Origin of the sequence: Leeuwenhoekiella nanhaiensis (genome assembly GCF_002744755.1) — a bacterium.
In the GTDB taxonomy this organism is placed as follows: domain Bacteria; phylum Bacteroidota; class Bacteroidia; order Flavobacteriales; family Flavobacteriaceae; genus Leeuwenhoekiella; species Leeuwenhoekiella nanhaiensis.
On sequence record NZ_KZ319294.1, the window covers coordinates 51,299 to 72,010 of the forward strand.

A 20,712-nucleotide genomic window follows, 5' to 3' on the forward strand; every position below is an offset into this window, starting at 1 on the left:
GGGTAACGCTGCGAGCCCGACCCGCACCTCAAGTGCGGGTAACGCCCAAAACATACGAATGGACATCAAATTCAATAAAAACGAGGACCACAATAAATTGCTGGTTTCTGACCTTAAAAGACGTTTTGCTCAGGTTAAACTGGGAGGCGGCGAAAAGCGCATCGCTAAACAACACGCCAACGGGAAACTTACCGCCCGCGAACGCATCGATTTTTTACTGGATGATCCTGAAGAGGCCCTTGAGATTGGTGCTTTTGCCGGGGAGGGTATGTATGAAGAACACGGCGGTTGCCCCAGTGCCGGGGTGGTGGTCAAAATAGGTCACGTGAGTGGAAAGCAATGTATCGTAGTGGCTAATGACGCTACGGTAAAGGCCGGTGCTTGGTTTCCCATCACGGCCAAAAAGAACCTGCGCGCTCAGGAAATCAGTATTGAAAACCGTTTGCCCATTATTTATTTGGTAGACAGCGCGGGCGTATACCTGCCGATGCAGGATGAGATTTTCCCCGATAAGGAGCACTTTGGGCGCATATTTAGAAACAATGCCGTGATGAGCAGTATGGGCATCACGCAGATTAGCGCAGTAATGGGCAGCTGTGTGGCCGGCGGGGCGTACCTGCCTATTATGAGCGACGAGGCGATGATTGTAGATAAGACCGGAAGCATCTTTCTTGCCGGAAGTTATCTGGTTAAAGCCGCGATAGGTGAAAGCATTGACAACGAGACTCTGGGCGGCGCAACCACGCATTGCGAGATCAGCGGCGTAACCGACTACAAAGCCGAAGACGATAAAGACGCACTCTCTAAAATCAAAAACATTATGTCAAAAATCGGGGATTTTGACAAGGCCGGTTTTAACCGCGTCAAGACAGCCAAGCCTAAAGAAGACCCCCAGGATATTTACGGATTGCTCCCCCACAAACGCAGCGATCAGTACGATATGACCGAAATTATTAAACGTCTGGTTGACGGTTCGGAATACGAAGAATACAAAGCAGGCTACGGCCAGACCATCATTACCGCTTATGCCCGTATTGACGGCTGGGCGGTAGGTATTGTCGCCAACCAGCGTAAGATTGTGAAGACTAAAAAAGGGGAGATGCAGTTTGGTGGCGTGATCTACAGTGACAGCGCCGACAAGGCTACCCGCTTTATTGCCAATTGCAATCAGAAGAAAATTCCGCTGGTGTTTTTACAGGATGTTACCGGCTTTATGGTAGGCAGTAAAAGTGAGCATGGCGGCATTATAAAAGACGGGGCAAAAATGGTGAATGCGGTAAGTAATAGTGTTGTGCCCAAGTTTACGGTGGTCATAGGCAACTCGTACGGCGCCGGTAATTATGCGATGTGCGGCAAGGCTTACGACCCCAGGCTCATCGTCGCCTGGCCTTCCGCAGAACTCGCGGTAATGAGCGGTAACAGTGCGGCTAAGGTATTGCTGCAGATCGAGACCGCTTCACTTAAAAAACAGGGTAAAACAATTACTCCTGAAGTAGAACAGGAGCTTTATGATAAAATCAAAGCCCGTTATGATGAGCAGGTTTCGCCGTATTATGCGGCTTCCCGCCTCTGGACCGATGCTATCATTGATCCGTTGGAAACCCGAAGCTGGATCTCTGGAGGTATTGAGGCTGCCAACCACGCTCCTATTGAAAAAAAGTTTAATTTGGGGGTGATACAGGTCTAACGGTATTTTGTATATTACCAATCAAGAACTTACCCCCTTCACCTACTAAGCCCTTCCCCTGAGAGCTTAAAACTAATAAGCGCCAAATCAAACTTAGATGGCAACTAAAAAAAACCTGGCCGTAGGCATCGTTACCTCACTTGTTGTGGGATTCCTTAGTTATTATGTTGTGCGGCATTTCGTATTTAACGAAAACCTTCAGGAAGAGCTCCATGAAGCCGCCACCCAACTCAATGCAAAAACCCCGATGCAGCTGGATGAAGAAACCACACTGGATAGCGCTGCGGTTACCGGTGAGCGTAATTTTGATTATTACTATACCCTGATTTATAAGTCTACCGAAGTCAATAAAGACACGGTAGAAAAATATGTAAAACCGATGCTCGTTGAGCGGGTCAAGGCCAGCTCAGAGATGAATTCCCTAAAGGAAAAGGAAGTCATTTTCACCTATAACTACTACGGTTATGATGGACTTCCCGCAGTAAGCATAGAAATAACCCCTAAATTGTACAACCAATGATGCGATAAATGACCCTCCAACACCATCAAAACTTACCCAAAAAAGCCTATAATCTGGAGTTCTTCTTTGAACTTTCGCCAGATTTTATGTGTATCGCAGGCTTTGACGGCTTTTTTAAAAAAATTAATGCGGCGGTCATTGATACCCTAGGTTACTCTGAAAAAGAACTCTTTGAGAAGCCCATCGTTGAATTTATACATCCCGATGATCGTGATCTCACAGTTCAAAAGCGTAGTTCACTTTTAAAATCATTGATTCTTACGCAGTTTGAAAACAGGTATGTTCATAAAAACGGAAATGTAGTTTGGTTGCAATGGTCTTCTATCGCTTTAGAAAAAGAAGAAGTCGTTTACGCGATTGCAAAAAACATAACTGCCAAAAAAAATGTTGAACTACAGCGTAACGCGCTGCTTCAAAATTTGAGCGAAGACAACAAAAAACTTAAATTTTTCAATTACAGTACTTCTCACGATTTACGCTCTCCCTTAAGTAATTTGACCGCGCTGCATCAGTTGATTGAAACCAAAGAAATTGAAGATCCTGAGCTCAAAGAGTATATTCAATTACTCAAACTGGCTACTCAAAACCTGAATGAGATCATCTGTACCAATATGGACGACTGGATCAAAAAAGATCAAAGCAGTATAGAGGTCAAAAAAATTCAGCTAAAAGATGCAGTCTCCCACACCTGCAGCTCAATTGAGCAATTGCTGCGGCAAGATCAGGCACACATACACACCGATTTTGAGGAAGCTCCTGAGGTTTATTTTTCTGCCAATTACCTGCACAGCATTTTACTCAACCTGTTTACCAATTCGATCAAATATGCTAAACCCGGTGTACCGGCTGTAATCCGTCTAAAATCGGAAAAAAGAGCGGGTAAAATAATACTTACCTATTCAGATAACGGGGTGGGCATAGATATGGAAAAGGCTCAGGATCGCATTTTTAAACTCCATCAGCGTTTTCAGGAACCTTCTGAAAACAGTAAAGGCATTGGCCTGTATCTCATACACAACCATCTCACCAGTCTGGGTGGCTCTATTTCCGTTAGCAGCGTGCCCAATGAAGGCACCACATTTGTGCTTGAATTTAAAGACGCAGATTAAAATCAGACATCCCCTGGTTCCGACCTCTAAAAATGCCTCATGAACGCACTTAATTTGGTATCAAAACCGGTTAAAAAACAACAGCTCAAAACGTATTTACTGTTCTATATTTGCAAATCAATCTTTCGATATAAGATTGAAGAGTTAAATTAAAACATAATTTTATGTTAAAGAAAAGTCTTATTGCTCTGGCTGTTGGAGGTTTCGGTATCGGAATGACCGAATTTGTGATGATGGGTATTCTGCCTGATGTAGCTAAAGACCTCAGCGTGACCATCCCCCAGGCCGGGCATTTTATATCGGCTTACGCCCTCGGCGTAGTGATTGGCGCACCCATACTTGTGGGTATTGCCGGTAATTATTCGCCTAAGAAAATACTTTTAGCCTTAATGGCAGCCTTTACCATCTTCAACGGACTCTCTGTTTTTGCAGGAAGCTATGGCTTTATGCTTATTTCGCGCTTGCTTTCGGGCCTGCCACACGGAGCCTATTTTGGTGTGGGTGCTGTGGTAGCCAGCAGACTGGCTGAAAAAGGCAAAGCGGCCAGTGCCGTAGCCGTTATGTTTAGCGGACTTACAGTAGCCAATGTTATCGGGATTCCTTTAGGTACTTACGTGGGGCACACCATCTCCTGGCGCTATACCTTTATGATCGTGGTGGCTATTGGATTACTCACTATGGTGTCCATCTACTTTTGGCTTCCCAAAATCGAGAAATCAACTCCCATCCCTATAACTCACGCACTTAAAATCTTTAAACGCACCGAATTGTGGCTCATTCTGGCGATTACCGGTATTGGTACGGGTGGGTTCTTTTGCTGGTACAGCTACATCACGCCCCTGCTCACTGACGTAAGTGGTTTTGCAGACGGTATGGTGATTTTTATTTTGATGCTCGCCGGGCTTGGGATGACTTTTGGTAATATTTTAGGAGGAAAATTGGCCGACCGCGTATCGCCCATTAAAGCGACGGCATTTTTACTTACCGCAATGGCCTTGTGCCTGCTCACCATTTTCTTTATTGCACCCGTACAGTGGATGATGCTCACCATGGTTTTTGTTACCGGAGCCTTTGCTTTTGCAACAGCACCCTCTATACAAATGCTGATGATCAAATCGGCTAAAGAGTCTGAAATGCTGGCTTCATCGGTAAACCAGGCTGCCTTTAATATCGCCAATGCTCTGGGTGCTTTTTTAGGTGGCTTGCCTATAGCAGCAGGTTACGGCTACACCTCACCCGAACTAGTAGGTGCAGGTCTTGCTGTTTGTGGTGTGGGCTTTAGCCTAAGTGTTATTCTGCTTCGGAAAAAACGCAAAAAAGCCGGCTATTACCGTTTGCAACAGGCCTAGTCAATAAGAATCAGTTTTTCCTGTCTTTCGTTTACATAGCGGAAGCCTTCAGGGCCCCAAAAACCGGCTTCCTCGAGCATAATGCGAATGTCTTTATTCCATTCCGGAATAGTAACGGTAGTGTTCAGCTCGATGGCGTAGGCGGTATTTTCGTAAAGCAAATAATCGCCGCTTCCGGGAACACCTTCCTGAGCATCCCACATCCCGATGGTAGGACCGGCCGAATGCCCATAAAGCCCCAGCGGATGGGTATAGATAGATGGGCGTAAACCTTCCGCTTTAGCTTCGGTTAAAGACTCCAGTAAAATTTCATTCCCTGATTTTCCGGTTTCAAAATTAGCGGTGAAAATATCCTGCACCCGGTTTCCTTTCGCGAAGGCGTCAACCAAAAATTGCGGTGCCTCGGTCTCCCCTTCTTTTAAAACATAAGCGTGCTGCTGGCAGTCTGTATTCAGTCTTAAGTAGGAAATACCAAAGTCACAATGCAGCAGATCGCCGGGCTGAATAACTTTACCATCTGGCGTATTGCTAAAGGCCGTGATATGACTTTCCAGCTCCTCATCTGTCCGCTGAATATCTACCGTGGGATGAAACCAGGTGTCGTAACCCAGATCGGTCACTTTTTGTCTTAAAAACCAGACCACATCTTCGGTAGTGGTTTCGCCCGGAGTAATAACAGCATTACTGAAGGCTTCTGCAATCACCTCGTGCGTAGTAGCTACGAGTTTTTCAAAGATTTCCATTTCAAGCTCCGTTCGGGTTTCGATCCAACCTACAGCCAGTGGCTCTGCAGAAACGATACGCTCTTTATATTTTGAAGGAAGGGCATTCATCAGGCCTTCATAATCGGTTTTGGTAATCCCGTCGGCGATACCATAATCTTCAGAAAAATTAATCCCGATGCTTTGGGGGTCACGGGCTTCAATGAGTTCAGCCAGCGCCTGCCATTGATTAGGTTGTTGCTCTTTATCCCAAACGGACTGAATGTTTTCGCCAAAATTATAACGGGCGACAGCCATACGCTCTACCTCGTTGGTTTCTGGATTTCGGCTAAAAACCAAAATCGTTCTGCGTCTTGCATTAAGCCAGGTCGCCGGAAGCATGGTACGCACTACCGGGTCTTCATTGTACTCGCGTGTAATTAGCACCCACATATCAATCCCGGCACGCTCCATAATCATAGGCATAACGCTTTCAAAACGCTGCTTTAAAATCGCATCTACTTTTTGAGCGCGTTCCCGCTCAGGCAGTGCCTGTGCAAGAATGGACATTGAAAAACTGAAAAACAAACTGATACTGAGTACAACTAAACGCATACATTAGATTTTAGAATTTTTAAATTTAAGAGATACCCACAACTAAAAAAAGGTGCTTGAAGCACCTTTTTTGTTAATTGTCCCGTTCCTTTTTCCGTTTTCGTACGGCCGACTGTGAAAAATCCATCGTAATGAGTTTTTCTACCTCTTCTTCCGTAAGAATCGATTTCAGGTTTGATTTAAAATCGTTTTGCATACGCTCAAAATCCTTGCGCATCGTCTCTGCATCTTTTCCTTTTTCTTTCTGAAGCGCCATCACTTTATTGAAATGCTCTTCCAGGTAGGTACGTAAAACTTCGGTCTCAAAAGGATCGAGTTTAAACTCTGCTACATATTCGGGTAAACGTTCGTCTGCAATTTCTGCTGCAGTAGGAGGCTCTTCCGTAGGCCCGGAAGGTCCTGTTTGTCCCATCATACTGCTTCCCATTCGGCTACGACCGTAACCTCCATAACCCCTGCCATAACCGTATTGTGCCGATGCTTCATAAACACCCAGTACAATTAGTATTACGACCATTACTGCTGTTCTCATACTTCAAAATTTTCAGTTAACGTATTATATTTCATCCCAATAAGCTTCCAAACATTGGCGTAAAAATACCATTTTGAGAAAATTATCAAAATGTTCAGGTCTCATTTATCGAGCAAAACTACTATTAATTAGCGGCTTTAACCAATCTTATAAATTCGGCGCGGAAACCTTCTGCATCAGCAGACCTTCCTTTTTCGGCCAGATTGAGCGTTACTGCCCGGTCTGCGTCATTTTTAAAGGGAGAATCGCGCAACTGCATCCCGAAGAGTGCCACGCCCGCCATAAAATTAAAATCTGCCGAAGCCTCTTCGATAGTTTTAAACGTATTGGCTACCGGTTGCTCAACCAGCATACTGCGATCTCCATCCGGTTTTTTATAGCGCACTTTTACCAGCATGAGTTCGTTAGCATCAGCCTCACCGGAAGGTATATTGGTGCTGTATTTTAAATCGTCAACCGGCTTTAAAAAAGGAGTTTGTACTCCTTCCGGAACCACTTCGTAGAGCGCAGTCACGGTATGCCCGCTACCGATCTCGCCGGCATCCTTGGTATCATCCCGAAAATCTTCGGCATTCAGCATTCGGTTTTCATAACCTATGAGGCGATAGCCCTGTACTAAAGCAGGATTGAATTCCACCTGAATTTTGACATCCTTTGCGATGGTATACAATGTACCGCCAAACTCGGTACCTAAAACTTTTCTGGCTTCCTGCATTGTGTCGATATAGGCATAGTTCCCGTTGCCTTTATCGGCCAGGGTTTCGAGCTTTGAATCTTTATAATTGCCCATTCCGAAGCCCAGAGCGGTAAAAAAGATACCCGATTTTCTTTTTTCGGTAATCAGATCTTCCATCGCACTGTCGCTGCTAAGCCCCACGTTAAAATCTCCGTCTGTAGCGAGAATGATACGATTATTGCCACCGTCTATAAATTGTTCTTCCGCCAGTTTATAAGCCAGTTCAAGTCCTGCGCCACCGGCAGTGCTGCCTCCCGCTTCCAGTTTATCAAGCGCGTTAAGGATTTCGCTTTTGTTCGATCCGTTTGTAGGTTCTAAAACGGTTCCTGCCGCGCCGGCATAAACCACAATGGACACTTTATCTTCCTCACGCAATTGATTGACCAAAATCTTGAAAGCCGATTTCAGAAGCGGAAGTTTATTAGCCGCACCCATAGAACCCGAAACATCAAGTAGAAAAACCAGATTGGAAGGCGGTAAATTCTCCAGCGGAATCTCCTTCCCCTGAATACCTATTTTTACAAGGCGGGTATCTTTATTCCATGGAGTTTGAACCACTTCGGTATCTATACAAAAAGGTTCATCTCCATCAGGTTTTGGGTAATCGTAGTTGAAATAATTGATCATCTCCTCAATACGCACCGCATCTGCCGGGATATCCTGACCGTTATTGATCATACGGCGAATGTTGCTGTATGCCGCACGGTCTACATCAATAGAAAACGTAGAAAGCGGCTGGGCTTTTACATGATTAAATTCATTTTCTTCAAGCTTCGCATAACTCTCTGAATTTTGCTGATGATATGATGAGTTGTGTATGGAAACACCGGAAGCCATCCCACGAATCATTACCGCCTGTGTAGTTGGTGGCGGTGGGGAATTCATATCCATTTTATCTTCTGCCACTTCTAAAAAAATAACTTCTTCTAAAACAGCCTGAGAGGGATTTAAAACTACTTTTAAGGGTTTGGTATTCTTGACTTTTACCTTTTCGGTCTTATATCCCACAAAACTAAACTCAAGCACATCTCCCACATAGGTTTGTAATTCAAAATTGCCATCGTAATCTGTTACTGTTTTTTTCTTGGTTTTGGCACTTACAACATTGGTGCCGGGCAGTCCCCTGGTTCCATCGGTGACCGTGCCCTTAAGTGTAAAAAGTTCCTGTGCGTTTGTGGGTAATGCGAGTGCTGTGCAGAGGAGAACCCACAGCAAAAGTGTAGTTTTTTTCATCGGACTTATTTTAAGATTACCTGAAACGGGTATCAAGTATCCTGCCAACAATTTGAAAACGAAAAGTCTAGAATAAAAATAGAAAGGAGAAATCTCTATATCCTCGAATCCGCATCAAGCGCGGTAAGGATGTCGCTGCGCTTTATTTTTCCGTTAGGTGTGCGGGCAAATGTGGGTATGCAATAGATTTCTTTGGGCACCTCGTACTTATCTAAAACTTCAAAATCAAGACGCGACGCATCAAAACTGTCGCACTCCATAACCAGTACCAGGCGCTCGCCTAATTTCTCATCAGGCTCCCCACCTACAATAAACGGAACATCGATCTGATGAGCCAGTTTTTTCTCGATACTTTCAGGAAACAATTTGATTCCCCCGCTGTTTACCACATTATCCAGGCGGCCTAACCAGTGAAATTTTTTGTAGCTAATGAGTTTTACAAGATCGTTAGTTACGATAGGATCTGAAGTTACTTTTGGTGCTTTCACCACTAGACAACCCCGTTCATCCTGACTTACGGTAACCTTACTCAGGGTTTTAAACGGCTGCTCAGACTCCTGACTCTTTTTTGAATTGACCCGGCGCACCGCAATATGTGTGATGGTCTCGGTCATCCCGTAGGTTTCATAAATCTTGGTGGGGCTATCCTGTACCAAATCTTTCAGGCTTTGTGAAAAGGCGCCGCCGCCTATAATGAGCTTACCCAGTAGATGCAAACGGGCAATGCTGTTATCGAGCTGAAAAGGCGTCATCGCCGAAAAATCATAGCGTTTAAAAACCTGATCAAGCGGATTGGATTTGGGTGGTACAACATCAAGCTTCCAGCCCAAAATGGCTGCGCGTACAAACATCATTTTACCGGCAATAAAACGGGTAGGCAGGCAATGTAAAGAGGTCGTGCCGGGATCCAGTTTAAAGCGCTTGGCAGTGGCTTTTGCGCTGTTGATCATATGCTTTTTAAGGATCTTGATGCTCTTGGGATCGCCGGTAGAGCCAGATGTATTGACGTAAACATAATCCTTGTCGTTCAGCCAATCCAGGATGAATGTGCCCAGTTCCTGCTCGTAAAGTTCTCCTGTTTCCTGAAATTCAACAGCCAGTTCTCGCAATGCGGGAGCTTTAAGTGAAGTGCCATTGAGTTGAAAATCTGGGTGTACAGGATACTTTGACATCACATAAGATTTAGGTTAATCTGCCGCCAGGTGGTCTTCAAGCGAAGGCTCCTGCGGTGGTTCTACAGGACCAAATAATTTTTCCTTCCAGCCCGTCCATTTATACTTGTAGGCTAAAATCCCTAAAAAGATAGGATAAATTATGAAAACCGGAAGCACATCAAACAAATCTGCTTTCGGGTCTGAAATATCTTTAAAAATCGAATCGGTTTGAAACGCGGTCCAGTCGGCAGTTACTAATAAGGCAGTGATCAGATTATTACCGGCATGAAAGCCAAGAGCAAGCTCCATTCCTTCATCCATTAGCGTCATAATACCCAGCAGAAAACCGGTTCCAAAATAAAATACCATCACAATCTCTCCCATTGCGCCAATCTCCGGGTTGAAGTAATGCATTCCACCAAAAATCAGCGAGGTCATCACCAGCGGAAACCAGCGGTTTTTGGCTAAAATTCCAAAACCTTGCATAAGATATCCTCTAAAAACAAATTCTTCAACACTGGTCTGAATGGGAACAAAAAGGACTGCAATTACAACAAGTATCGCAAAAGGAACAGGATCAAAAGTAAGCAGCAAGTCTTCCGGACTGTAGAAATAAGCCGCGAGCGTCATTACTACGGTGTAAACAGTAACCAGACCGAAAGCAAACCAGGCGCGACTCCAGTCAAATTTTGGCCGGGTCGTGACCATATCTTTAAACTTTTGCTGATGCAAAAACTTTACGGCAAATAAAATTCCGCCAAGGGCGAAAACAAAAGAAATCAGTATTAAGAAGAACGTAAGGTTTTTATTGAGCGTTGTAAAAAGGTCTGATTCATCCATTCCCTGCATTAATTCAGGTCCTTTTTTGATGAAGAGAGCAACAACCAGAGGTATTTGACCAATACCCGATGCTATAAAAATAATGAGTGAACCTACGAGGTATCGCCAGAATCCGTTTTGCGCTTTATACGCCTGTGCTATAAACATAAATTAAAATTGAAAGCTCCAGTTTTGTTGGGCATCGTACCACAACTCCCCGTGCCTGATATCAAGTGGGGAAGATACATTATTTGTATATAATGCGCCAGTACCCAGACCCTGAGGGATGGTGGTCTTTTTTTCAAAAGTGTATTGCGCAATGGCATTAAGACCTATGTTACTTTCGAGGGCTGAAGTAATCCACCAGTCGATCCCTTGCTCTTCGGCCAGTTGAATCCAGGTATCGCTGCCGCGAAAACCCCCTACCAGACTGGGTTTTAAGATGATGTACTGGGGTTTTATGTCCTGAAGTAATTCTTTCTGCCGGGCATAGCCAAAAACGCCGATTAACTCTTCATCAAGTGCGATAGGAAGCGGAGTTTGCTTACACAATTGAGCCATCGCCTGCTCCTGTCCCTGCCGTATGGGTTGCTCAATAGAATGCAGGTCAAGCGCGGCAAGACGGGTAAGTTTATCAAGTGCTTCTTCAGGTTTGAAAGCTCCATTAGCATCTACCCGAAGCGTTATTTCTTCAGCGGAATAGCGTTTGCGGATGCCTTCCAGAAGTTTAATTTCGGTATCAAAATCAATCGCACCTATTTTCATCTTGATGCAGTCAAAACCGGCTTCCAGCTTTTCGGCGATCTGCTCCTGCATAAACGAAGCTTCACCCATCCAGATCAGGCCGTTAATTGCGATGCCTTTTTCGCCCTGCGTAAATGCCGAAGGAAATAATTCAAAGGGATTTTCAGCCTTTAAAGACCTGAAAGCCATTTCAATCCCAAACTGAATACTGGGAAAACCTTCAAGGCTGTCATAAAGTTTTTGTTCCCCGAGATGAATGTTTTCACAAGCCCATTTCAATGTTTCCTCATAATCAGGCCGGTCGTCTATGCTGAGTCCGCGAAGGATTCCGCATTCACCGTAGCCTACCCTCCCGGCTTCTTCGATTTTAATAAACCAGGTTTCCTTGGTATTAAGAACGCCCCGCGAAGTACCGCTGGGGCGTTTAAATTCTAAAATGTGTTTTTTATAGGTCGCCTGCACGCGCTTGTGATTTAAAGAGTCATCGAATTGCCAATCTCTAACAGCGTCAAATCTTTTTCGACTGCCTTGAAGGCCTTTTTAGCTTCCTCGTGATCGATCTCAATATAGCCAAAGGTATCGTAATGGCATCCTAAGATTTTATCGCACTCGATAAAGTCGCTGGCGCGAACAGCGTCTGCAATTCCCATGGTGAAATTATCGCCTATGGGCAAAATCGCCAGATCGAGATCAAATTCCATCGGGATCAATTTCATATCCATCGTAAGTGCTGTATCTCCTGCCATATAAATTGTTTTTCCGGCCATCGAAAAAATAAAACCGCCGGGTTGGCCGCCATAGCTTCCGTCAGGAAATGAACTGGTATGAATGGCATTAACATATTTTACTTTCCCAAATGGAAATGCCCAGCTACCGCCGTGATTCATCGGGTGCACTTCAATGCCTTTCGCCTCGTAGTGATTGGCGATCTCAAAATTACTTACAATAGTAGCGCCGCTTTGTTTTGCAATGGCTTCGGCATCTAGAGTATGATCCTGATGCGCGTGGGTTAAAAATATATAATCGGGATTTAAGGTTTTGATATCCACTTTATCTTTGGCCAGGTCGTTTCCGGTGATAAAGGGGTCTGTGAGTATTCTTACGTCTTCGGTTTCTATGGCAAAACAGTTTTGCCCGTAAAATGTGATTTTCATCTGTTTTAGTTTATTGTTATTATATCGTCAGATGCAATTCGCCAATTAAGACCCCTTGAAAACATCGGGATTTATAAATGGCTCATTTCATAATTCTTTTTTTAATCTTTTAAATTTCGCCAAGCGAAAGCAGATCAAAAAATCCTGTACGATAAGTTTTCGTTAAAATGCTAAAACAAAAACCCCAGAGCGAATAAAATCGAAAAGAAAAAGGTAGAAAGCGCAACTTTTTTAAGTTCGGGATCCAATAGCGCCGGACTCACATTGCGCATCACGTAGACCAAATGCTTAATCAGAATAGCAAACACTAGCAAGGCAACTGAAGACCATTTCCAGGTATTGGTAAGGTAAAAGAACAGCAGAGCGGCTAAAAAGGCAATACCGATAAGCGCATAATGGTAAAATTTGACCTTTTTTTCGCCCATAATGACTGCCAGTGTATTTTTATTGACGCGTGCATCGCTTTGGCGGTCTCTCATATTGTTCAGGTTGAGCACCGCAACACTCAGCAGGCCAATAGTTGTGGCCGGTAGAAGAACCTCAAAATTCCACTCCTGAGTAAACATATAATAGGTACCTTTTACAGCCACAAGCCCAAAAAACACAAACACAAAAAAGTCACCCAAACCTCGATAACCGTAAGCCCCGCGACCAACCGTATATTTTACCGCAGCGATAATCGCCGAAAGTCCCAGAATAAAAAAAACTAGCGATTTCAGAAACTCGTCAGCCCCAAAAGCCGTATAGATAAGCGCCAGACTCAAAAACGAAGTAACCAAAGCCGTAAAAATAATCCCCTTCTTGAGTTGTGCGGCTGTGAGGAGTCCGCTTTGCATCGCCCGTGCAGGCCCTATGCGCTCGTCATTATCAGTCCCCTTTACGCCATCGCCATAATCGTTAGCAAAATTAGACAGGATCTGAAAACCCAGAGTAGCCAGCAAAGCCAAAACGCAAATATCCCAACGAAACGCCCCTGCATTATAGGCCAAAGCACTACCCACAATAATACCGGAGATCGACAAAGGCAGCGTACGCAAACGGGCGGCAGAGACCCAGGCTTTAACTCGTGTCATAAATCTAATTTGATTGCAAAAGTAAACTTTCTGTACGCTATTTAAAATCTGAAAAATGAAAGTGCCCAGGGGGCAAACCCACAACGTATTACAGAAAGTTATGTATTGATTTCAAAGGGAGCCTCCTGGCATTGTTCCTTTTGGCGAAGCCAATCAAAGTGTCTTTCTCTAAAAAGCATTCCGAAAGCGTTGTAGCCCGTAAATAAATGCTTATTTTTCGGTTACTCTTTACCAGAATTATGCGAAAACTTTCTATTTATTTGATTTGCGGCTTTTGGCTTTGCATCAGCTGCAAAAATGAAACCGCTCCGGCAGAGCCCGAAGCACATTCAGAAACTGCCGATACCTTTGTTTGGGAAGCTGCCAACCTGTACTTTTTACTAACAGACCGTTTTCATAACGGCAATACTGCAAATGATTTAAACTTGAGTCGGGACGCAGAAACCGGAGTTTTACGAGGTTTTGAAGGTGGCGATCTTGCCGGTATTACCCAAAAAATCGAAGAAGGCTATTTTACTGATTTAGGAATCAACGCGATCTGGTTTACGCCTGTTGTAGAGCAGATTCACGGCGCTGTTGATGAAGGAACCGGCAACACCTATGCCTATCACGGGTATTGGGCTAAAGACTGGACGGCACTCGACCCTAATTTTGGCACCTATGAAGAGCTGGAAACCCTGATCAAAACCGCTCATGCTAAGGACATTCGCATCGTGATGGATGTGGTGTTGAATCATACCGGGCCGGTGACCGACGATGATCCGTTTTGGGGCGAGAGCTGGGCCATTCAAAAGCCCCAGTGCACCTATCAGGGTTATGAAACTACAGTTCCCTGCACGCTGGTGGCCAATTTACCCGACATCAAAACCGCAAGTACCGAAGAAGTGGAATTACCCGAATTTTTGGTCGAAAAATGGAAAAAAGAAGGCCGTTACGAGACCGAAATTCAGGAACTGGAAAACTATTTTACTACAAACAACCTTCCCCGCACGCCGCGAAACTACCTCATCAAATGGCTTACCGATTATGTGCGCGAACTAGGCATTGACGCCTTTCGGGTGGATACGGTAAAACACGTGGACGAAAGTGCCTGGGCTGATCTCAGAACTCAGGCTGACCTGGCCTTTGCAGACTGGAAAGAGAAGAACCCCAACGAAGTTTTGGATGACAACACCTTTTTCATGCTCGGCGAGGTTTACGGCTATGGCATTGGCGGCGGTCGCGATTATAACTTTGGCGACAAGACGGTTGACTATTTTGCAAATGGGTTTGACAACCTCATCAATTTTCAGTTTAAGTATGATGCCAAGGGCGATTATGAAACCATGTTTAAAGACTATGATTCGATACTGCATCACAGCTTAGAAGGTAAAAGCATTTTAAATTATGCCACCTCACACGATGACGGTGATCCTTTTGATAAAGATCGAATCAAAGCTTACGAAACCGGCACCAAACTTCTGTTAACTCCGGGGCTTTCTCAGGTGTATTACGGGGACGAAATTGCCCGGCCTTTGATAATTGAAGGAGCTCAAGGAGATGCCAACCTCCGCGGAAACATGCCCTGGTCGCTTTTAGATTCGACCGAAACGAAACAGGTCCTGACGCACTGGCAAAGGTTGGGACGCTTCCGCAGGGATCATCCTGCTGTAGGCGCGGGTCGTCATGAGATGCTTCAGCAGGAGCCTTATGTTTTTTCCAGAACTTTTGACAAAGACGATCTTAAAGACACGGTGGTCATTGGCCTTGATTTGCCTAAAGGCGAAAAAAGCATTCCTGTCGCTAAGCTTTTCGCCGAAGGCTCAACCTTAAAAGACACCTATTCCAATACCGAAGTACCCGTTCAAAACGGGATGGTAAAACTCAACACTCCCGAAACGATTGTTTTACTTGAAAAAACAAAATGATGAAGAAAATTACACTGCTTTGCCTCGTACTGCTATCCCTTTACAGTTGTGCAGAGAAAAAGGAAAAAACACCTATGCAAACCAATCAGGAAGACGAACTGGACAAAAAATGGTGGAAAGAAGCCATTGTTTATCAGATTTATCCCCGCAGTTTCCAGGATACCGATGGTGACGGCGTGGGTGACCTCAAAGGAATTATCGAGCGTCTGGACTATGTAAAAAGCCTGGGCGTTACGGCTGTGTGGCTCAATCCCATCTACAGTTCGCCCAACGACGACAATGGTTATGACGTAAGCGATTACCGGGACATCATGAGCGATTTTGGAACGATGGAAGATTTTGACACGATGCTTGCCGAAATGCACGCCCGCGACATCAAACTGGTAATGGATATTGTGGTTAATCACAGCAGTGACGAGCACCCGTGGTTTAAAGAAAGCCGCAGTTCGCGCGACAATCCCTATCGCGATTATTACCATTGGTGGCCTGCCGAAAAAGGAGAGCCGCCCTACCGCTACAGTCTTTTTGATGCTGAAGGAAACGCCTGGAAATACGACGAGCAGACTGATGCCTATTACCTGCACTACTTCTCTCAAAAACAGCCCGATCTCAACTGGGAAAACCCAAAAGTGCGTCAGGAAGTCTATGATATTATGAAGTTTTGGGCAGATAAAGGGGTTGATGGTTTTAGATTGGATGCGTTTCAGTTTGCGGCCAAAGACACCACGTTTCCGAAGTTTCCCGATGGTTTTGAGAAAAACTTTATTCAGTATTACGCCGTGCAGGAGGGTTTGCACGATTACTTGAAGGAAATGAATGCGGAAGTCTTCAGCAAATACGATGTTATGAGTGTTGCTGAAGGTGCCGGGCGAACGCTGGAGGAAGCTCACGAACTCGTAGATGCAGACCGAAACGAGATCAATATGGCGTATGCTTTTGACGGGGTAGATATTCCGAAAGTGGATGGATACGAACTGGCAACCTTTAAAGAAACCTTTACCAAATGGGACAGCGCCTTCGCTAAAAAGGGATGGATTTCGATTTTTCTTTCCAATCACGATCAGGCGCGTATGGTAAGTCGTTATGCTAATGATAGTTTACCCTTCAGGGCTCCGTCTGCAAAAATGTTGAACACCTTTATCCTGAGTATGCGTGGTACGCCCTATTGCTATTTTGGAGACGAATTGGGGATGACCAATAATCCTAAATTGCAGGAGATTGAAGATTTTAAAGATATCGCTGCCATAAATGGGTATAAAAAAGCACAGAAGCAAGGCGAAGATATGGATGAGTATATGCGTAACCTGCGTTTTGGCTCGAGAGACCATGGTCGTACGCCTATGCAGTGGGATGATTCTCAAAACGCCGGCTTCACTACAGGTACGCCCTGGCTCCCTTTAAATCCGAATTATACCACCGTTAATGTTCAGGCGGAAGAAGAAAACCCGCAAAGTGTGCTGAATCATTTCAAAAAAATGACCGCATTACGCAAAAACAATGAAGTTTTGATTTACGGTGATTACGAACTCATACAAAAAGAACATAAACAGGTTTATGCCTACACCCGAAGTCTGGATAATCAAAATATGATGGTGCTGCTTAATTTTAGCGACACCGAGGCAGCTGTGGGCATTAATGATTTGCATACCTATGGCGATCCGCTGATCAACAATTACGACAGCTTTGAAAAAACCGGAACCAGCGCCGTACTCAAACCTTATCAGGCTGTGATTTTGGCAAAGAATTAAGGCTGAATTAACTACTATTTAAGACCTGCTCAAGAAGAATCTGTACGTGCCCGTTGTACCTTGTTAAACTAACAGGAAACAACGACTTATGGATTCTTCTTATTTTTTCAGAAATGACGATCTTATTCTGGAATCGGTGCTGGGTACCGTGCTCATTTTTATCCTTATAGTAATACTCACCCGCATTTTTGGGCTGAAAAGTTTCAGCAAAATGACCGGCTTTGATTTTGTGATTACCGTAGCCATTGGTAGTATTCTGGGGATGAGTATCAACTCAAGCAAACCTTCCATTTTACTGGGAGCGGTCATTCTTATTGCGCTCTTTAGCCTGAATTATTTAGTAACCCTGTTGCGTTTCAAATCTGAAAAAGCAGAAGATCTTATTGACAACGATCCCCTGCTCCTGATGGAAAATGGCGAGGTTATCTGGGATAATATGAAAGCCAGCAAGGTCACCGAAGCAGAACTTCAGTCAAAATTACGGGAAGCGAATGTCATTAGGCTTTCTGAAGTAAAAGCCGTAATTCTCGAAACCACCGGCGAAATCAGCGTTATGCATACCACAGACGAGACGCTGCAACTGGAGGACTATATTATGGGAGATGTAAAACGAAAACACGCTTAAAATCACGATTATGAAATCAGTTGTTATCCTTATACTATTTGCTACTATGAACACCGTTATTTTCAACTTTTCAAACGAAAGCGATATTTCAAACTGGCGTGTCGTAAATGATACGGTTATGGGCGGTGTGTCTAATGCAGACTTTCAGCTCAACGAAGCCGGCAACGGTGAATTTACGGGTTATGTTTCGCTTGAAAATAACGGCGGATTCTCTTCGGTACAATATGCCTTCAACCCACTTAAGGTTTCTCCAGAAGACGTTATTGAAATACGCGTTAAAGGAGATGGTAAAACCTACCAGTTTCGGGTTAAAGACCGTACCTCAACCCGTCACTCTTATATTTCAGAATTTACCACTACTGGAGCGTGGCAAACCCTGCGTATCCCTTTAAAGAATATGTATCCGCAATTTCGTGGACAACGCCTGCGAAGACCCAATTTCGATAAAGATCAAATCGAGCAGATCACCTTTTTGATCGGAAATGGGAAAGCGCAGGATTTTAAGCTGCTTATTGAAAGCATTGCTATTGCAGACTAATTTCTAAAGAAAACTTTAACGCGGTCTCTTACCATAGGTCAACTTCGTTTTCAGGAGCACAGGGTACCTTTGTTTTGAATTAATAACGCAACAGGCAAATTTCATTTGCTTCTAAAATACACTATTATGAAAAAAGTACTTTTTGTTTTAACAAGTCACGATAAATTAGGAGACACCGGTAAAAAAACCGGTTTTTGGATTGAAGAATTCGCTGCTCCCTACTATTTTCTGCACGATAAAGATGTAGATATAACACTCGCATCTCCAAAAGGTGGTCAACCCCCTATTGACCCTTCAAGTGAAACAGAAGACGCGCAAACCGAAGCGACCAAACGTTTTAATAAAGACGAGGCGCTTCAACAAAAACTGTCTTCCACGTTAAAACTAGACAGCGTAGATCAGGAAGGTTTTGATGCTATTTTTTACCCAGGTGGTCACGGTCCGCTATGGGATCTTGCAGAAGACAAAGATTCTATAGCGCTTATCGAATCCTTTTACAACCACAACAAGCCTGTGAGTGCTGTATGCCACGCTCCTGCAGTGTTTAAGCACGTAAAAGACAAGGACGGAAACTATCTGGTAAAAGGTAAAAAAGTTACCGGTTTTACCAATAGTGAAGAGGAAGCGGTACAATTAACCGATGTCGTACCCTTTTTGGTTGAAGATATGCTGAAAGAACGCGGCGCATTGTATGCAAAAGGTGACGATTGGTCTGTATTCACTCAGGAAGATGGTCTTTTAATAACCGGACAAAACCCGGCTTCTTCAGAAAAAGTAGCTGAGATTTTATTAGCTAAAATTTCCTAGTAGCGGAAAAATACGATCTAAAAAAGGGCTTCGAATGAAGCCCTTTTTACTTTTTAGAATTTAGAGCAACATCATTTGCTTTTTCGCCTGCTCAAAATCGATGATTAATTCTTCGATTACCTCAGCTACGGGTTTGATATCGTGAATGAGGTGATCACCCGGGCTATTTGAAAATTGTTCTTCAGTATTCATTTATAGAGCGACTTGTTGCAAAAGGAAATCAGACTGAATTTTCTGCAAAATAAAAAACGAGTAGTAAAATACCAGAATTGCAACCTGCTTCGATTTAAACCTTTATGTCCAAGCAGGATAGAACAGGTTACCGCTTTTAATCTCCTTCACTATTTTTAGATACTTTTTAACGTAAGCGATATCGATTTCGTTTTTAAAAGATTTAATAGATGAAAAAAATTACCCGTACCACATTTAAAATTTGCACGATACTTTTTGGCCTTCTGTTTTTAGCAGCTTGTGATTCCGATGACAGTCTGGCAATAATGCCTCAGGACGAAACGGTAGCACAGCTTAAGACCTTTTCTATAAAGCCGGGCGAAAACCGGGTGAAAATTGAAGGAACTGTACCGGGTGGCTCCAATATTCAGGAGGTTATGATTTACTGGAACGATGGAGCCAATTCACTACGTATTCCAGTCATTCCTGGAAACGAAGACCAATATTTTTCAGAATACATAAACAATCTTGAGGAACGCGTTTACAATTTTCAAATGCAAACCGCTGATGGATCAGGCTCGGGTTCTCCCATCGTGAAAGGAGCATCAGAAGTTTATGGTGCTAACTATAGAAAAAACTTATTGAACAGACCGGTAGGCAGTTCTAATCTTGCACAGAGCAAATTAGACATTCAATTTGACGGAATGGATTTTAGCACAGGACCCATAGGCATCGAACTTAATTACGAGAATACAGCCGGTGAAATGCAAAACGTTTTCTTTCCTATTAGTCAGGACCGGGTTATTATTGACGACTTTAAACGTAATACCAGCTACAGGTATCGCACCGTTTTTGTACCCTCCCCACTTGCCGTAGACACTTTTTATGTTAATTATAATACGGTAACTCCGGTGGTAGAATTTCCTGTGCTTAAGAATGCTGCCGTTCCCTTTATCGCTACTTCCGTAAGTGGACGCTGGGGTGTTCTTGCTGACTGGACCACCACTGAACCTGTTTTAATACACCCAGGAGGACATGGAGGCTGGGACCAATGGAATGGTAATATATTTAATATGGAATCGGGCTGGGGAGCTTCAGCAATCAACAATGGTAAGATTTATCAAAGCGTAGAAGCCCCGGCAGGAAATTATGCTCTTGAAATATCGGTGCGTGACAGTAACCATAGCGAGACCGATGAAGGAGGGTCATATTTTGTGGTTTCCAAAGGTTTTGAACTCCCGGATGTAAGCGATGTAACCACTGCTCCAGAAGTTCTCGTTTTTGAACGCATTCATACCACAGCATACGTAGCAAATATGCCTGAAATATACCGCCTGGAATTTTCTTTAGATGAAATCACTGATATCACTATTGGTCAAATTACGACGCAGTGGGGACAGACACCTGGGCGCTTCTGCAATATATTCTCATTTGAACTGATTCCTGCAGACTAGCATTTGCATTAGTTGTTTTATTGCTTCCGGACATTT

Annotated in this window: 19 protein-coding genes; 10 read left to right on the forward strand and 9 right to left on the reverse strand. The window is 44.0% G+C overall.

The annotated features are described in order from the left end of the window. Positions 1–58: 58 nt before the first annotated feature. The 4 genes from CJ305_RS13895 to CJ305_RS13910 all read left to right on the forward strand — a co-directional run bounded on the left by CJ305_RS13895 (position 59) and on the right by CJ305_RS13910 (position 4,665). Complete coding sequence (locus CJ305_RS13895) at positions 59–1,687, forward strand: acyl-CoA carboxylase subunit beta (protein WP_099646887.1); 1,629 nt, start codon at positions 59–61, stop codon at positions 1,685–1,687. Positions 1,688–1,784: 97 nt separating this feature from the next. Next, on the forward strand, positions 1,785–2,207 hold the full coding sequence (locus CJ305_RS13900) for a hypothetical protein (protein WP_099646888.1): 423 nt from the start codon (positions 1,785–1,787) through the stop codon (positions 2,205–2,207). An 8-nt stretch (positions 2,208–2,215) separates the two neighbouring features. Further along, positions 2,216–3,316 carry a PAS domain-containing sensor histidine kinase gene (locus CJ305_RS13905; protein WP_099646889.1) on the forward strand — a complete coding sequence of 367 codons (1,101 nt, stop codon included), beginning with the start codon at positions 2,216–2,218 and terminating at the stop codon, positions 3,314–3,316. Positions 3,317–3,480: 164 nt separating this feature from the next. Beyond that, positions 3,481–4,665, forward strand: a complete 1,185-nt coding sequence (locus tag CJ305_RS13910) for an MFS transporter (RefSeq protein WP_099646890.1) — start codon at positions 3,481–3,483, stop codon at positions 4,663–4,665. Here the strand turns inward: CJ305_RS13910 and CJ305_RS13915 are convergent. From CJ305_RS13915 to menA, 8 genes are all read right to left on the reverse strand, one after another. After that, positions 4,662–5,981 carry a M24 family metallopeptidase gene (locus tag CJ305_RS13915; RefSeq protein WP_099646891.1) on the reverse strand — a complete coding sequence of 440 codons (1,320 nt, stop codon included), beginning with the start codon at positions 5,979–5,981 and terminating at the stop codon, positions 4,662–4,664. The genes CJ305_RS13910 and CJ305_RS13915 overlap by 4 nt on opposite strands. A gap of 73 nt (positions 5,982–6,054) precedes the next feature. Beyond that, a complete protein-coding gene (locus tag CJ305_RS13920) occupies positions 6,055–6,513 on the reverse strand; it encodes a hypothetical protein (protein WP_099646892.1) in 459 nt (152 codons plus the stop codon). 124 nt (positions 6,514–6,637) lie between these two features. Continuing rightward, a complete protein-coding gene (locus tag CJ305_RS13925) occupies positions 6,638–8,482 on the reverse strand; it encodes a vWA domain-containing protein (protein WP_099646893.1) in 1,845 nt (614 codons plus the stop codon). 95 nt (positions 8,483–8,577) lie between these two features. Further along, positions 8,578–9,654, reverse strand: coding sequence for an AMP-binding protein (locus CJ305_RS13930; protein WP_099646894.1), 1,077 nt, complete (start codon positions 9,652–9,654; stop codon positions 8,578–8,580). Positions 9,655–9,669: 15 nt separating this feature from the next. Further along, positions 9,670–10,623 carry a CPBP family intramembrane glutamic endopeptidase gene (locus tag CJ305_RS13935; protein ID WP_099646895.1) on the reverse strand — a complete coding sequence of 318 codons (954 nt, stop codon included), beginning with the start codon at positions 10,621–10,623 and terminating at the stop codon, positions 9,670–9,672. A 3-nt stretch (positions 10,624–10,626) separates the two neighbouring features. Then, the gene (locus CJ305_RS13940) at positions 10,627–11,661 is read right to left on the reverse strand and encodes an o-succinylbenzoate synthase (RefSeq protein WP_099646896.1); all 1,035 of its coding nucleotides are present in this window, start codon (positions 11,659–11,661) and stop codon (positions 10,627–10,629) included. A gap of 11 nt (positions 11,662–11,672) precedes the next feature. Then, positions 11,673–12,353, reverse strand: coding sequence for a metal-dependent hydrolase (locus CJ305_RS13945; protein WP_099646897.1), 681 nt, complete (start codon positions 12,351–12,353; stop codon positions 11,673–11,675). Positions 12,354–12,523: 170 nt separating this feature from the next. After that, positions 12,524–13,426 carry a 1,4-dihydroxy-2-naphthoate octaprenyltransferase gene (gene menA, locus CJ305_RS13950; protein WP_099646898.1) on the reverse strand — a complete coding sequence of 301 codons (903 nt, stop codon included), beginning with the start codon at positions 13,424–13,426 and terminating at the stop codon, positions 12,524–12,526. 239 nt (positions 13,427–13,665) lie between these two features. On the opposite strand from menA, the gene CJ305_RS13955 reads away from it, so the two are divergent. From CJ305_RS13955 to CJ305_RS13975, 5 genes are all read left to right on the forward strand, one after another. After that, positions 13,666–15,333 (forward strand): alpha-amylase family glycosyl hydrolase, encoded by a 1,668-nt coding sequence (locus CJ305_RS13955; RefSeq protein ID WP_099646981.1) that lies wholly within the window; start codon positions 13,666–13,668, stop codon positions 15,331–15,333. Then, positions 15,333–17,081: a glycoside hydrolase family 13 protein gene (locus CJ305_RS13960; RefSeq protein ID WP_099646899.1), complete on the forward strand. Its 1,749-nt coding sequence runs from the start codon at positions 15,333–15,335 to the stop codon at positions 17,079–17,081. Before CJ305_RS13955 ends, CJ305_RS13960 begins: the two co-directional genes overlap by 1 nt. An 88-nt stretch (positions 17,082–17,169) precedes the next feature. Further along, on the forward strand, positions 17,170–17,706 hold the full coding sequence (locus CJ305_RS13965) for a DUF421 domain-containing protein (protein ID WP_099646900.1): 537 nt from the start codon (positions 17,170–17,172) through the stop codon (positions 17,704–17,706). 10 nt (positions 17,707–17,716) lie between these two features. Then, positions 17,717–18,244, forward strand: coding sequence for a CIA30 family protein (locus tag CJ305_RS13970; RefSeq protein WP_099646901.1), 528 nt, complete (start codon positions 17,717–17,719; stop codon positions 18,242–18,244). Between the two features lie 126 nt (positions 18,245–18,370). Next, positions 18,371–19,051 (forward strand): type 1 glutamine amidotransferase domain-containing protein, encoded by a 681-nt coding sequence (locus CJ305_RS13975; RefSeq protein WP_099646902.1) that lies wholly within the window; start codon positions 18,371–18,373, stop codon positions 19,049–19,051. 60 nt (positions 19,052–19,111) lie between these two features. On the opposite strand, the gene CJ305_RS19745 is transcribed toward CJ305_RS13975, so the two are convergent. Then, complete coding sequence (locus CJ305_RS19745) at positions 19,112–19,243, reverse strand: hypothetical protein (RefSeq protein WP_262490583.1); 132 nt, start codon at positions 19,241–19,243, stop codon at positions 19,112–19,114. Positions 19,244–19,452: 209 nt separating this feature from the next. Here CJ305_RS19745 and CJ305_RS13980 point away from each other — a divergent pair, with 209 nt between their 5' ends. Continuing rightward, positions 19,453–20,676 carry a DUF4998 domain-containing protein gene (locus CJ305_RS13980; protein WP_099646903.1) on the forward strand — a complete coding sequence of 408 codons (1,224 nt, stop codon included), beginning with the start codon at positions 19,453–19,455 and terminating at the stop codon, positions 20,674–20,676. Positions 20,677–20,712 lie beyond the last annotated feature (36 nt).

Excerpts from the sequence above, each read along its gene's own strand:
- CJ305_RS13965 (WP_099646900.1), top strand. The coding sequence starts at position 17,170 with ATGGATTCTTCTTATTTTTTCAGAAATGACGATCTTATTCTGGAATCG.
- CJ305_RS13930 (WP_099646894.1), bottom strand. The coding sequence starts at position 9,654 with ATGTCAAAGTATCCTGTACACCCAGATTTTCAACTCAATGGCACTTCA.
- CJ305_RS13900 (WP_099646888.1), top strand. The coding sequence starts at position 1,785 with ATGGCAACTAAAAAAAACCTGGCCGTAGGCATCGTTACCTCACTTGTT.
- CJ305_RS13980 (WP_099646903.1), top strand. The coding sequence starts at position 19,453 with ATGAAAAAAATTACCCGTACCACATTTAAAATTTGCACGATACTTTTT.
- CJ305_RS13925 (WP_099646893.1), bottom strand. The coding sequence starts at position 8,482 with ATGAAAAAAACTACACTTTTGCTGTGGGTTCTCCTCTGCACAGCACTC.
- CJ305_RS13920 (WP_099646892.1), bottom strand. The coding sequence starts at position 6,513 with ATGAGAACAGCAGTAATGGTCGTAATACTAATTGTACTGGGTGTTTAT.
- CJ305_RS13960 (WP_099646899.1), top strand. The coding sequence starts at position 15,333 with ATGAAGAAAATTACACTGCTTTGCCTCGTACTGCTATCCCTTTACAGT.
- CJ305_RS13895 (WP_099646887.1), top strand. The coding sequence starts at position 59 with ATGGACATCAAATTCAATAAAAACGAGGACCACAATAAATTGCTGGTT.
- CJ305_RS13905 (WP_099646889.1), top strand. The coding sequence starts at position 2,216 with ATGACCCTCCAACACCATCAAAACTTACCCAAAAAAGCCTATAATCTG.
- CJ305_RS19745 (WP_262490583.1), bottom strand. The coding sequence starts at position 19,243 with ATGAATACTGAAGAACAATTTTCAAATAGCCCGGGTGATCACCTCATT.
- CJ305_RS13975 (WP_099646902.1), top strand. The coding sequence starts at position 18,371 with ATGAAAAAAGTACTTTTTGTTTTAACAAGTCACGATAAATTAGGAGAC.
- CJ305_RS13915 (WP_099646891.1), bottom strand. The coding sequence starts at position 5,981 with ATGCGTTTAGTTGTACTCAGTATCAGTTTGTTTTTCAGTTTTTCAATG.
- menA (WP_099646898.1), bottom strand. The coding sequence starts at position 13,426 with ATGACACGAGTTAAAGCCTGGGTCTCTGCCGCCCGTTTGCGTACGCTG.
- CJ305_RS13935 (WP_099646895.1), bottom strand. The coding sequence starts at position 10,623 with ATGTTTATAGCACAGGCGTATAAAGCGCAAAACGGATTCTGGCGATAC.
- CJ305_RS13945 (WP_099646897.1), bottom strand. The coding sequence starts at position 12,353 with ATGAAAATCACATTTTACGGGCAAAACTGTTTTGCCATAGAAACCGAA.
- CJ305_RS13910 (WP_099646890.1), top strand. The coding sequence starts at position 3,481 with ATGTTAAAGAAAAGTCTTATTGCTCTGGCTGTTGGAGGTTTCGGTATC.
- CJ305_RS13955 (WP_099646981.1), top strand. The coding sequence starts at position 13,666 with ATGCGAAAACTTTCTATTTATTTGATTTGCGGCTTTTGGCTTTGCATC.
- CJ305_RS13970 (WP_099646901.1), top strand. The coding sequence starts at position 17,717 with ATGAAATCAGTTGTTATCCTTATACTATTTGCTACTATGAACACCGTT.